This window comes from Pseudomonas sp. C6002, from assembly GCF_013385805.1.
GTDB lineage: Bacteria > Pseudomonadota > Gammaproteobacteria > Pseudomonadales > Pseudomonadaceae > Aquipseudomonas.
The window spans coordinates 1-11,990 of record NZ_JACAPH010000051.1 but is presented as its reverse complement, the minus strand read 5'-3'; the positions used below and the strand labels follow the sequence as shown (position 1 = coordinate 11,990).

The following is an 11,990-nucleotide window of genomic DNA, read 5'->3' as shown; positions in this document are numbered from 1 at the left end:
GCCAGGGATGGCCCATGACGGCGGCCCACGGTCCAAAGCCGGAGTGAGGGCACACCGAGCCTAAGCGAGGTGCCGAGTGGTGGGGCAAGAGCGTTTTGCTTACTTTTGACTGGGCCGGCATTCCGGCTGTTCAAAAGTGAGCCGCTGTAAGAGCGGAACCAATAGCAGCCGTTACCCAAATAACGGATATACACCCAAAACCTCCCTAATCGTGCAAAGCCTTAGCCGCCCCCAACAACCCCCGAAACTTCAAATATCGCGCCTGCAAAACAGCCTGTTGAGCGCCGTCCGGGAAAAACCGTTGCTTCACCGGCATCCCCGCCTGCAACAGCGCCGCACCCTGGCCGCTCGACAGGAACCCCAACTTCGCTGCACCAATACACGCCCCCAACTCACTGCCATGCAACGTATAAATCTCCCGCCCAAGAATATTGGCCAACAACTGCGCCCAATACTCACTGCGCGCCCCACCACCCACCAACGCACAAGCCCCCACCGTGGCCCCGGCCGACTGCACCGCACTCAGCGCATCCAGCAACCCGAACCCAACCCCTTCCATCACCGCATACCCCAGCATGGCCGGCGTGCAGTCATGCCCCAGGCTCATGAAACCACCCCGCAACAACGGGTCGTTATGGGGCGTGCGCTCCCCCGCCAAATACGGCAAAAACAACGGATTGGAAACCGGCACGCCCTGCCCGATCGGCAACTCGGCCTGCACCCGATCCAGCAACGCCTGCTCATCAACCGACCCCGTCAACCGCGTCACCCACCGCAAGCAACTGGCCCCGGCCAGCATGGCGCCCATGGTGTACCAGCGATTAGGCAACGCATGACAAAAACTATGCACCGCACTCGCCGGATTCCCCGCCGAGTGATCAGTAATCGCCACGATGGCCGCACTCGTCCCCAACGTGATAAACGCATCCCCCGCATTCACCGCGCCAATGCCCACCGCCGCCACCGGGTTGTCCCCGCCACCGCCAGCGATCACCAGGCCCTCAGCCAAGCCCAGTCGCCCCGCCGCTGCCGCATTCAAACAAGCACTGGCCGCGCCACCTTCCACCAGCCGGGGCATCTGCGCCAACCGCAAACCCGTGGCCTGCAGCATCGGTTCAAACCATTCACGGTTGGCCACATCCAGCCACAACGTCCCCGCACCATCGGACACATCACTCACGCGCTCACCACTCAAGCGCAGGCGCAGGTAGTCCTTGGGCGACAGCACGCAATCAATGGCGTTGAATACCGCCGGTTCATGCTCCTGCAACCACAGCAGCTTGGGCGCCGTGAGACCGGCCATCGGCAAGCTGCCGGTGACGTCGGCAAACTCACTGCCCAAGGCTTCAGCCTGGGCCATGGCACGGGAGTCATCCCAGAGAATCGCCGGGTACAACACCCGGTCGTCTTGCCCCAGCAACACCGCCCCGTGCATCTGCCCGGACAACCCGATGCAGCCGACACGGCCGTAGGCATCCGGCTGATCAGTGCGCAGTTGGTCCAGAGCCTTCAGGCATGCTTGCCACCAATCCTCAGGCGCCTGCTCGGACCAGCCTGCGTGCGGGCGCGAGACCGTCAGCCGCGCGCCCGCATGGGCGAGGACGTTGCCTTGCTCGTCCATCAGGATCGCCTTGAGTTCCGAAGTGCCGAGATCAATGCCAAGGGAAACCGCGTTGTTCATATCAGGGGCAGCCGCATGAGTTACGAATCTTCAGGGTGGGCGCGAGCCGCACGCTGTGTGTTTTACGCTTGGGCGACGCCATGCGCTCAAGCAGCAGGTTGACCGCCCGGGCGCCGAGTTCCTGGACCGGCTGTGCGATCAGGGTCAGGCGTGGCACAAAGAAATCCGCCCAGTCAAAATCATCGAAGCCCACCAGGGCCATCTGCCCGGGCACGTCGATATTCGCATCACGCAAGGCGTGCATCGCACCCAGGGTCATCAGGTTGTTGCCCGCCATGATTGCCGTGGGCGGTGTTGCCAGGGCCAATAACTGCGCGGTCGCTTGCCGTGCCGGCTCGCTGCTGGAACCACCGTTGACCAGCAATTGCGGGTCAAACACCAACCCTGCCGCCTGCAACGCGGCTTGATAGCCGGCCACGCGCTCATCGGAAGTGCCGAGCCCCGCGCGCCCGGAAATAAAGCCGATGCGCCGGTGGCCATGGCCGATCAAGTGCGCCACCAGGGCCTGGGTCGACTGAGTGTTTTCCACCCCGACCTGATCGAAACGATCACACATCATCCGGTCCACCAGCACCGCCGGCACTTCATTGGCCTGCAGGTATTCCAGGGCCAGCGAACCGGTAGACGGCGCCAGCAGAATGCCGTCCACCCGCCGATGGTGCAGCGCCGTGACCACACGCAGTTCCTGTTCGGGATCGTCGTGGGTATCGACAAACAACATCATGTAGCCGTGCTTGGCGCACTCGGTTTCAATCGCGTGCACCGTTTCGCTGAAGTAGTGGTTGGACAGTGCCGAGATCGCCACGCCAATCGTATTGGTGGTGGACCGCGCCAGGGAACGCGCCAGCGTGTTGGGGATGTAGCCCACCTGCCGGATCGCGTCCTGCACCGCTTGCACCGTGTCCGGGCTGACCTTGCGGGTGCCGTTCAAGACGTGGGAAACCGTCGACGTCGACACCCCTGCAATTCTTGCCACATCCTCCATGGTTGCCACGGTGCTCACTCCTGGTTTCTTTTAATGTTTGCTGGACCAACCGCTGTAGGAACCGACGTTATCGCGGGTGATCAATTTTGGCGCCAGCAGGGTAACCGCTTCGGCGGGTTGTTTGTCATTGAGAATGTCATTGCCGACATTGACGGCGGTCTGGGCCATGGCCCATGGGTCCTGGCTGGCGGAGGCCTGGATCAGGGTGTCGGTCTTCAGGGCATTCTCGATATCCGGCGCGCCGTCCACGGAGGTGATGATGATGCCGCTGCGTTTCAGCTGCTTGGCGGCAAGATCACTGCCGATGGCTTGCGGGTCGTTGATCGCGAACAGGCCGTCGATTTTCTGGAAGCGTGTCAGGTAGCCCTGCATCACGTTCAGGCCGCCTTCGCGGGAGCCCTTGCCGTCCTGGTCGTCCGACAGCACCTTGATCTCCGGGGCGCTGGCCAGCGCGGCTTTGCAGCCTTTGACCCGATCGGTCACGGCGGTGACCTGCGGGCCGTTCTGAATGATCACATTGCCCTTGCCCGACAGTTTGTCGACGATGAACTGGCAGGCGAGCTTGCCGGCCTCGACGTTGTCGGTCTGCACCGTGGCATTCACGCCCTTGGCATCGACGTCCACAGCCACCACCACGATCCCGGCGTCGCGGGCTTTCTTGATCGCCGAGGCCATGGCCGACGGGTCGACGGCGTTGAGCAGGATCAGGTCGACCTTGGACGAGATGAAGTTGTCGATCTGCGAGAACTGCTTGCTCAGGTCATAGTCGGCCGACACCGAGGTGACTTTCACCGCCGGGTTCAGCTCCTTGGCCCGCGCCGTGGCACCGTCGGCCAAGGTCACGAAATACGGGTTGCCCAGGGACCCCATGCTGATGCCGATGGCTTTCAGTTCATGGGCTTGCACCGCCTGGGACATCAACACGGCAACGCCCAGGGAGGCGACAACAGGAAACATGCGTTTGAAGTTCATGATGACTCTCTTGTGATTGTTGTTTGAGTGAAATCAGGTCCGCGCACCGGACTGGCGATAGCGATCCAGCGCTACCGCGCCAATGATCACGATGCCCTTGATGATGTACTGCCAGATATCCGAGACGCCCAGCAGCACCAGGCCGTTGGTCAACACCGCGATGATCAGCGCTCCAATCAGCGTGCCGCCGATGGTGCCGACGCCGCCGGTAAAACTGGTACCGCCGAGGATCACTGCGGCAATCGCATCCAGCTCATAGGATTGCCCCAGTTGCAGGCCATTGGCGGCGAACAGGCGTGACGCGCTCATCACCGCGCCGAGGCCGGCTAGGGCACCGGACATGGCATAGACGAACAGCAGGACCTTCCACACCTTGATCCCCGACAGCCGCGCCGCTTCCGGGTTGCCGCCCACGGAGTAGATTTGCACCCCCATCACCGTGCGCCGCAGGATGAACCACGACAGCGCAATCACGGCCACGGCAATGATCACCAGCCAGGGGACGCCCAGCACCGAATCGTTGCCAATAAAGGCAAACGGCAAATCAGGGTTGAACACGGTTTTGTCGTCGGCCAACAGGCGTGCCAAACCGCGCATGGCGGTCAGCGCACCGAGGGTGACGATAAACGGCGGCAGGCGCATGAAGGCGATCAGGCCGCCGTTGACCAGGCCCAGCAACAGGCCGAAGCCAACCCCGGCGGCAATCCCGAACATGCCGAACTGCGGTGACATCGAGGCTTGCAACGCAACCACAGCCGAAGCCGCAAGAATCGCTCCCACCGACAAGTCGATGCCCGCCGTGAGGATCACAAAGGTCATCCCCGCCGCCAGCACCACGTTGACCGACGCCTGCTGGGTGATGATCGACAGGTTCTGCACCGTCATGAAGTTTTCGCTGGCCAGGGCAAAACCCACCAGCAGCAGCACCAGCACCGGCAACATGCCCACCGTGCGCATCAGTTCGCGAATACGCTCAGCCTTGCCGATCGTTGCCACAGTCATGGTGTTGCTCCCGCTTGTCGTTGAATTAGCCATGGGCGGCCACCTGTTCGCTGCCGGTGGCGAGGTCGATGATCGCCTCCTGGGAAATATCCAGCCCCGATGCCCCGCCCACTTCGGCCACCAGTTGCCCTTCGCGCATGATCAGCACGCGGTCGCAGGTGCCGATGATTTCCGGCAGTTCGCTGGAGATCACCACGATGCCTACGCCGGCCTTGGCCAACTGGTTGATGATGCGGTAGATCTCGGATTTGGAGCCTATGTCCACGCCACGGGTGGGCTCGTCGAGGATCAGCACGTGCGGCTTGACCTCCAGCAGCCGTGCCAGCAGCACTTTCTGCTGGTTGCCACCGGACAACACGCCGACGTTGACCTTGCCCGACGCCACGCGGATCGACAGGGACTTGATCGCATCGCGTGAGCGTTGTGCGGCGTGGCCACGGTCGAGCACGCCACCGGCATGGGCATCCGGCACACACGCACAGACGTTGATGTTGTCGGCCACGCTCATGTCGAGAAACAGACCCTGGGCCTTGCGGTCCTCGGTGAGGTAGACGACACCGGCACGAATCGCATCCGCCGGGTTGCGCAGTTGGGTCACGGTTTTGCCGACCACCTCCAGGGTGCCGGAGGTGCGTGGGTCGGCGGCAAAGATCAGCCGTGCCAGTTCGGTACGCCCGGCGCCCACCAGGCCGGCGATGCCCAGCACTTCACCGGCGTGCAGGTCAAAGCTGCAGTTGCGCACGCGCTTGCCGTCGGCCATGTCACGCACGCGCATCACCACCTGGCCGGGGTCGTAGGCCGCATGTTCCTTCTTGTAGAAACCTGACAGGTCGCGGCCCACCATCATCTTCACCAGCACTTCGGCCGACAGCACGTCCCGCGCCAGTTCGCCGACGTACTCGCCGTCCCGCAGTACCGAGACCCGGTCCGACAGCTCGTAGATTTCCGCCATGCGGTGGCTGATGTAGATGATCGCCAAGCCCTGGCTGCGCAGCTGTTTGATCAGCGCGAACAGGCGGTCGGTCTCCCGGGAGGACAACGGCGTGGTGGGCTCGTCCATCACCAGGATTTTTGCGTGGGCATGCAAGGCCCGGGCGATTTCCACCAGTTGGCGCTCGGCGATGGACAGGCTGGCGACGCGGGTGGTGGGCAGGAACTCCGCACCGAGCCTTGCCAGCACCTCGGCCACCCCGGCTTCCATGCCCTTGCGGTCGATGGTCCAGCCACGGCGCAGTTCACGGCCCAGGTAAATGTTCTCGGCCACCGTGAGGTTCGGACACAGGCTCAGTTCCTGGTAGATCACGGCAATGCCGAGGGCTTTGGCGGAGGCTGGGTTGTAGCTGGCGACGGGCAGGCCATCGATGCGGATGGTGCCGCCATCATCGGCCTGGTAGGCACCGGAGAGGATCTTCATCAAGGTCGATTTGCCGGCGCCGTTCTCACCCATCAGGGCGTGGATTTCACCGGGGTAGACCTTCAGGCTGACGTTCTTGAGCACCCGCAGGCCGTTGAAGGTCTTGCTGATGCCCTGCATTTCAAGCAAGGGTTCAAGGCTCATGACTGAGCTCCTGGTTTTATTATTGTTGTGTTCGGGCGTTTGCCGATGGCAGTCATCGGCAGACCTGATTGCTGCCGACTCTAATCAGATACATTTGCTTACGCAAGCGCTTGCGTCAGCCGTTTATCGTTTGATTAAACGTTTCACCTGATGAATAAATGTTCATCCAGCGACCTGGAGTGACTAATTGCAGATAAAACCGCCGTTTTTCCACCTTCACCTATCCGATTGAGTGTTTTTTTAAAAATAACACCGCGTTTGGCCACTACGATCCCTGTCGGTTGCGGTTTATCTGCTATCGTCCAAAGACCTCATCTCCTCCTCATCGCGCCTGCGCGATCTTCTGTGAGCATGCTCTGCGGCGCCGCCTTTGGCAGCGTCGGGCCTGAAGTTCACGGAACACTGCACGATGGACAACTCTTCAGTCGACAGCCCGGCGGAGCCGCAATCCCGGGCTGAAAAAATCGTCGAATTCAAACGTCAGAAAACCCTGCTCAAGGCCGGCGCCTTGCAAGATGCGATCTTCAACAGCGCCTACTTCTCCAGCATCGCCACCGACGAAAAAGGCGTAATCCAGATTTTCAACGTCGGCGCCGAACGCATGCTTGGCTACGCCGCCGCCGATGTGCTGAACCGCGTCACACCGGCCGACATTTCCGACCCCGCCGAGCTGATCACCCGCGCCGCTGCCCTCAGCCTGGAACTGGACACACCGATCACGCCGGGCTTTGAGGCCCTGGTGTTCAAGGCCTCCCGGGGCATCGAAGACATTTACGAACTGACCTATATCCGCAAGGACAACAGTCGCCTGTCGGCCATGGTCTCGGTGACCGCCCTGCGCAACCGCAACGACGCGATCATCGGCTACCTGCTGATCGGCACCGACAACACCGCGCGCAAGCAGGAAGAGGCGCAACGCAAAGGCTTTGAGCGCGCCCTGGAAGAGAAGAACCTGGAGCTGGAACACGCCAGCCACATGAAGTCCGAATTCCTCGCCACCATGTCCCACGAACTGCGCACGCCGCTGAATGCGGTGATCGGTTTTTCCGAGGCGCTCAAGGACGGCCTGGTGGGCGACATGAGCGATATCCAGCGCGAGTACATCGGCGATATCTTCACCAGCGGCCAGCACTTGCTGTCGCTGATCAACGACATCCTCGACCTGTCCAAGGTCGAGGCCGGCATGATGGACCTGGAACTGGAAGCCGTGGAGTTGGCCGGCCTGTTGGCCAACAGCCTGCTGATCGTGCGGGAAAAGGCCGCATTGCAGCGCATCCAGTTGAAACTCGAAAGCCCGGACGACTTCGGCGCACTGGAACTGGACCTGCGCAAGACCAAGCAGATCATCTACAACCTGCTGGCCAATGCGGTGAAGTTCAGCGAGCACGGCGGCTCGGTGACGCTCTCGGTGCGCGAGGTGAATCGTAGGCAAGTGGGGCAGATTCCCGGGGACTGGCCCACCCACGGCTTTGCCCTGCAGCCCAGCGAACATCAACAGTTCCTGGAATTGAGCGTGAGCGACACCGGCATCGGGATCGCCCGGGACGACATGAGCAAGCTGTTCAAGGCCTTCAGCCAGATCGACAGCAGCCTGGCGCGCAAATTCGAAGGCACGGGCCTGGGTTTGGCGATGGTCAAGCAACTCACCGACCTGCACGGCGGCAGTGTCGCCGTGGCCAGCCGCGAAGGCGAAGGCGCGCGGTTTGTGGTGTGGCTGCCGCTGCACCGTGCCGCGGACGCGGAGGCCCCATGGCCGAAATCCTGATCGTCGAAGACAACGAGGCCAATATGCGCCTCGCCCGCCTGTTGCTGGTGAACGCCGGCCACAGCGTGTTGTGGGCCGCCGATGCCGAGACCGGGCTGACCCTGGCCCGGGAAAAACAACCGGCATTGATCCTGATGGACATCCAGTTGCCGGGCATGGACGGCCTGGCAGCCACGTCACTGCTCAAGCAGGACCCTCATACCGCGCACATCCCGGTGATCGCCCTGACGGCCATGGCCATGAAGGAAGACCGTGACAAGACCCTGCGGGCCGGCTGCGATGCCTACATCATCAAGCCCCTGCGCTACAAAGAGCTGTACCAGGTGATCGACACGCTGCTGCAAAAGAACATTACTCCCTCGACTTGAGTCCTCTCCATGGCCAGCCAACCCGCAACGCTGTTGATCGTTGATGATGAAATCCAGGTGCGCAAGCTGCTGGAAACCCTGCTGCGCCACGAGGGTTACCAGACCGTGAGCGCCGCCAGTGGTGAAGAAGCCTTGCAGTTGGTGGCGCAGCGGCCGCCGGACTTGATCCTGCTGGACATCATGATGCCGGGCATGGACGGCTATGAAGTGGCCAACCAGCTCAAGGGCAACCAGGCCACGGCGAACATTCCGATCATCATGCTTTCGGCATTGAGTGAGTCCAGCGCGCGGCTCAGTGGCCTGGAAACCGGTGCTGAAGAATTCATCAGCAAGCCGGTGGAGCGGGTCGAGTTGTGGCTACGGGTACGCAACCTGCTGCGGCTCAAGGCCCACGGCGATCGGTTGAAAAACCATAGCCAGTTGTTGGAGCAGCAACTTCAACACCACCAAAATGAGTCCTCGCGGTTGAATGTGCATGATCTGGCGCGCCTGGACCTGGAAAAAGCCCTGCGCCTGGCGGTCGAGCGCGAAGAATTCGTGCTGCATTACCAACCCAAGGTCGAACTGGCCAACGGTCAGGTGTGCGCCCTCGAGGCCCTGCTGCGCTGGGACCGGCCCGGTTACGGTGCGGTGTCTCCAGCGGTCTTCATACCGATCCTGGAAAGCCAGGGCTTGATCGTCACGCTCGGGCGTTGGGTGATCGACAACGTGTGCCGCCAGATCGCAGCGTGGCAATCCGGCACGGTGGGCGCGGTGGAGGTATCGGTCAACGTTTCGGGGCATCAATTGATCGAGGGTGACCTGATTGCCGATATCGCCCAGTCCCTCGCCCAGGCCGGCGTGGAAGCGCATTGGCTGGAAGTTGAATTGACCGAAGGCTCGCTGATGGAGAACACCCAGCACACCATCGCCAGCTTGCAGCGCCTGCGGGCGATGGGGGTGAAGATCTCCATCGACGACTTCGGCACCGGCTATTCCAGCCTGGCCTACCTGCGGCGGTTCCCGATTGATACGCTGAAAATCGATATCGCGTTTATCCGCGAAGTCACCAGCAACCCGCAGGACGCGGCTATCACCCGCACCATCATCGAACTGGCCCACAGCCTGAAGCTGCGAGTGGTGGCCGAAGGCGTGGAAACCCAGGCGCAGCTGGAGTTTCTGCGGGAAGCCGGCTGCGATCAGATCCAGGGGTATCTGTTCAGCCGGCCTTTGCCGATGAAGGAGTTGGAGCGCCTGCTGCTGGATAAGCGCAGCCTGGTCAGGCCGCAGCCTCACTGACTTCAAACAACCCCACCAGCTTCTGCAACTTGTTGGCATTCACCCGCACGGTTTCCGCGCTGGTCTGCAACACCCCTACGGTCAGGCGCATTTGCTCCGAAGAGTGGCTGACCTGCTTGATGGTCTTGCCATAGTCGAGGCTGCGGGCGTTGAGCTGCTGGATGATGCTGAACATGCTCTCCACCGCCTGGTGCAGGTGCACGTTCTCCGAGGAGGCGTCCTCGGCCAGGCGCAGGCTGCTGTCGACGTTGGTCACGCCGTTTTCCATGAAGCCTACGGCCTTGCGGGTTTCGCCTTGCAGGCCCTCGACCATCTGGCGAATGTCTTCCGCTGCCTTGGAAGTGCGTGACGCCAGGGTGCGGACTTCGTCGGCCACCACCGCAAAACCGCGGCCATGCTCGCCCGCCCGCGCCGCTTCGATGGCCGCATTCAGGGCCAGCAGGTTGGTCTGGTTGGTGATGTCGCTGATCAACCCGGTGATGTTGCTGATCTGTGCCATGCGGCTGTCCAGCAGTTGCACGCTTTCCGAGGAGCGCTGCACCACATCGCGAATCGACTGGGTGCCGACCTGTACCGCGAGGAATTGCTCGCGGGCCCGGCTGACCACCTCGTCCATGGCCTGCTTCATTTGCTCGGCGCTCACCGAGGCTTGCTGGATTTCTCCCAGTTGCTCTTCAACGATGATCATCATGCGGTGGGTGGCGTCGGCCACTTCATGGGACATCAACCCGGCCGCCTCGCTGCGGCCGAGCATCAATTGGTTGGTGTTGCCAACGCTGTGGCTGGCCTTGACCACCTGGCCGACCACCGAATCCAGGCGGTCGATGAAGCTGTTGATCCAGCGACTCATGTCGCCGGTTTCGTCGTTGACCATGCGCCCGCTGTCCAGGCGTTGGCGCAGGTTGCCCTCGCCTTCGGCAATGGTGCGGATGACCTCGGTCATTTCATTCAGGCGTGCGGCCAGGCGCCTGGGGCCCAGGCGGCTGAACAGCAAGGCCGCGACCACCATGCTCAGCACCTCGCACGCATCGGTCCAGGCGGCGGGCAAACCACTGTAGTGACGGACCAGGAAGTTGCAGGCAAACAGGCCGGCCATGGTCGCCAGATAGGGCTTCATCAAGCCGTGGCTCAGGGAGCGCCGGCGGTAGACCTCTTCCAGGTCGGCCTCGCACATCATGCCCCAGCGATCCGGCGAGCCCGGCAGTTCGAAGGTCACGCCCTTGCCCACCACCGGGATGTGACGGTAGTCGGAATAGCCGGGATAGGTGACAAACAGGTTCGAGCCCTTGCGGATGGTTTCCCGCACGCCGGGGTGCAGTTGTTGGGTGGCGGGGTCGATAAACCGCAATTCCAGTTCGGTATGGCGCTGGATCTGTACGGTTTTCCAGGGTGTGTGCACGCCGCTCTTGAGATTTTCGCCGTGGGTGAAGGTGCCGTCCTCGAAGCGTGACCGGGACAGCGCAATGCCCGGCTGCAGCGCCGGGTCGAAGCGCGATTGCACCATGAACAGGTAGTTATCGCCGGACTCGGGGAAGATATGCCCGGCCTCGCGCTGGATCAAATCCCCGAGTATGTCGTTGGGCACCCGACCGCAGAGGCAGCCGACCACCCTGCCCTCGCGGGTCAATGGTTGGTAGAACATCAGGGTTACTTCGTCATGGAAGCGCGAAGACGAAGGGCCGATCTGCAAGGTCAGCGGGTCGCTGTAGGGACCGTGGAGGAATGGCGCCTTGAGCCCGGCGGCCAGGGCTTGTTGATTGAGCGCGCGGTGACTGGCCTGGCTCCAGGTACTCGCCAGTAATTCGCCCTTTGGGTCGACGATAAACAGCTCGGAGAAATCCCCGGCCTGGTGCAGTTTTTCCAGCAGCAGGCTGTTGTCGGTGAGCACGGAATCGCGGGCCAGTGTCGTGGCCAGTTCGTTGAGGTGTTCCCACTGTTCGCGGGTCCAGGTTTGCAGGAGTTTGACCCGGGTTTCGGCAATGGCCTCGAAGGTTTGCTCCATCACCGGGTACACCGCGCGGTTGAGGTGGCAGGACCAGCCCATGGCGAACTTGCCGGTCTTGCCCCACCAGGGCAGCCAGCTTTTCTCGGCGGAAGATAACTGCATCGTGCTGCTCGACAGGCTGCTCATGGCGGACTCCGGGAGTGATGTCTAATTGCCATATTTCAAGGCAATTAATGCGCCAATTAGCTAGCTTGCTATTGATTAGGCTGCCTGGCCTGTCATGCGGGCCAACGGGAGCGAGCTTCCTCGCTACAAAAAGCTGCATGCAATCAAGAGCATGCACCAGCGGGTGGCAGTGAGATCGCTTGTCGGGTGGGATGTCCCAAGGGGACCGTGCCGGGCTGACCATCTCACTAGGGCTCTGCCCCGCCTGTCG

Annotated in this window: 9 protein-coding genes; 3 read left to right on the top strand and 6 right to left on the bottom strand. The window is 62.0% G+C overall.

Features of this window, described 5'->3' with window-relative positions:
- Nucleotides 1–205 precede the first annotated feature (205 nt).
- Genes xylB through HX817_RS30700 form a run of 5 tightly spaced genes read right to left on the bottom strand, consistent with a single transcriptional unit; the run spans nucleotide 206 to nucleotide 6,198 of the window.
- Nucleotides 206–1,681 carry a xylulokinase gene (xylB, locus tag HX817_RS30720; protein WP_177042335.1) on the bottom strand — a complete coding sequence of 492 codons (1,476 nt, stop codon included), beginning with the start codon at nucleotides 1,679–1,681 and terminating at the stop codon, nucleotides 206–208.
- Nucleotide 1,682: 1 nt separating this feature from the next.
- Complete coding sequence (locus HX817_RS30715) at nucleotides 1,683–2,675, bottom strand: LacI family DNA-binding transcriptional regulator (RefSeq protein ID WP_177042333.1); 993 nt, start codon at nucleotides 2,673–2,675, stop codon at nucleotides 1,683–1,685.
- Between the two features lie 21 nt (nucleotides 2,676–2,696).
- On the bottom strand, nucleotides 2,697–3,638 hold the full coding sequence (locus tag HX817_RS30710; protein WP_177042330.1) for an ABC transporter substrate-binding protein: 942 nt from the start codon (nucleotides 3,636–3,638) through the stop codon (nucleotides 2,697–2,699).
- 33 nt (nucleotides 3,639–3,671) lie between these two features.
- A complete protein-coding gene (locus HX817_RS30705; RefSeq protein ID WP_003209708.1) occupies nucleotides 3,672–4,640 on the bottom strand; it encodes a hypothetical protein in 969 nt (322 codons plus the stop codon).
- A gap of 25 nt (nucleotides 4,641–4,665) precedes the next feature.
- Nucleotides 4,666–6,198: a sugar ABC transporter ATP-binding protein gene (locus HX817_RS30700; RefSeq protein WP_177042329.1), complete on the bottom strand. Its 1,533-nt coding sequence runs from the start codon at nucleotides 6,196–6,198 to the stop codon at nucleotides 4,666–4,668.
- Nucleotides 6,199–6,607: 409 nt separating this feature from the next.
- Here HX817_RS30700 and HX817_RS30695 point away from each other — a divergent pair, with 409 nt between their 5' ends.
- From HX817_RS30695 to HX817_RS30685, 3 genes are read left to right on the top strand one after another with little or no spacing between them, the layout of a single operon-like run.
- On the top strand, nucleotides 6,608–7,963 hold the full coding sequence (locus HX817_RS30695; RefSeq protein ID WP_003209703.1) for a HAMP domain-containing sensor histidine kinase: 1,356 nt from the start codon (nucleotides 6,608–6,610) through the stop codon (nucleotides 7,961–7,963).
- Complete coding sequence (locus HX817_RS30690) at nucleotides 7,948–8,331, top strand: response regulator (RefSeq protein ID WP_008430409.1); 384 nt, start codon at nucleotides 7,948–7,950, stop codon at nucleotides 8,329–8,331. Before HX817_RS30695 ends, HX817_RS30690 begins: the two co-directional genes overlap by 16 nt.
- Before the next feature lie 9 nt (nucleotides 8,332–8,340).
- Nucleotides 8,341–9,609, top strand: a complete 1,269-nt coding sequence (locus HX817_RS30685) for an EAL domain-containing response regulator (protein ID WP_003209700.1) — start codon at nucleotides 8,341–8,343, stop codon at nucleotides 9,607–9,609.
- On the opposite strand, the gene HX817_RS31695 is transcribed toward HX817_RS30685, so the two are convergent.
- On the bottom strand, nucleotides 9,590–10,225 hold the full coding sequence (locus tag HX817_RS31695) for a methyl-accepting chemotaxis protein (RefSeq protein ID WP_371132487.1): 636 nt from the start codon (nucleotides 10,223–10,225) through the stop codon (nucleotides 9,590–9,592). The genes HX817_RS30685 and HX817_RS31695 overlap by 20 nt on opposite strands.
- Between the last annotated feature and the right edge of the window lie 1,765 nt (nucleotides 10,226–11,990).

Excerpts from the sequence above, each read along its gene's own strand:
- HX817_RS30685 (WP_003209700.1), top strand. The coding sequence starts at position 8,341 with ATGGCCAGCCAACCCGCAACGCTGTTGATCGTTGATGATGAAATCCAG.
- HX817_RS30695 (WP_003209703.1), top strand. The coding sequence starts at position 6,608 with ATGGACAACTCTTCAGTCGACAGCCCGGCGGAGCCGCAATCCCGGGCT.
- HX817_RS30700 (WP_177042329.1), bottom strand. The coding sequence starts at position 6,198 with ATGAGCCTTGAACCCTTGCTTGAAATGCAGGGCATCAGCAAGACCTTC.
- xylB (WP_177042335.1), bottom strand. The coding sequence starts at position 1,681 with ATGAACAACGCGGTTTCCCTTGGCATTGATCTCGGCACTTCGGAACTC.
- HX817_RS31695 (WP_371132487.1), bottom strand. The coding sequence starts at position 10,225 with ATGGACGAGGTGGTCAGCCGGGCCCGCGAGCAATTCCTCGCGGTACAG.
- HX817_RS30690 (WP_008430409.1), top strand. The coding sequence starts at position 7,948 with ATGGCCGAAATCCTGATCGTCGAAGACAACGAGGCCAATATGCGCCTC.
- HX817_RS30705 (WP_003209708.1), bottom strand. The coding sequence starts at position 4,640 with ATGACTGTGGCAACGATCGGCAAGGCTGAGCGTATTCGCGAACTGATG.
- HX817_RS30710 (WP_177042330.1), bottom strand. The coding sequence starts at position 3,638 with ATGAACTTCAAACGCATGTTTCCTGTTGTCGCCTCCCTGGGCGTTGCC.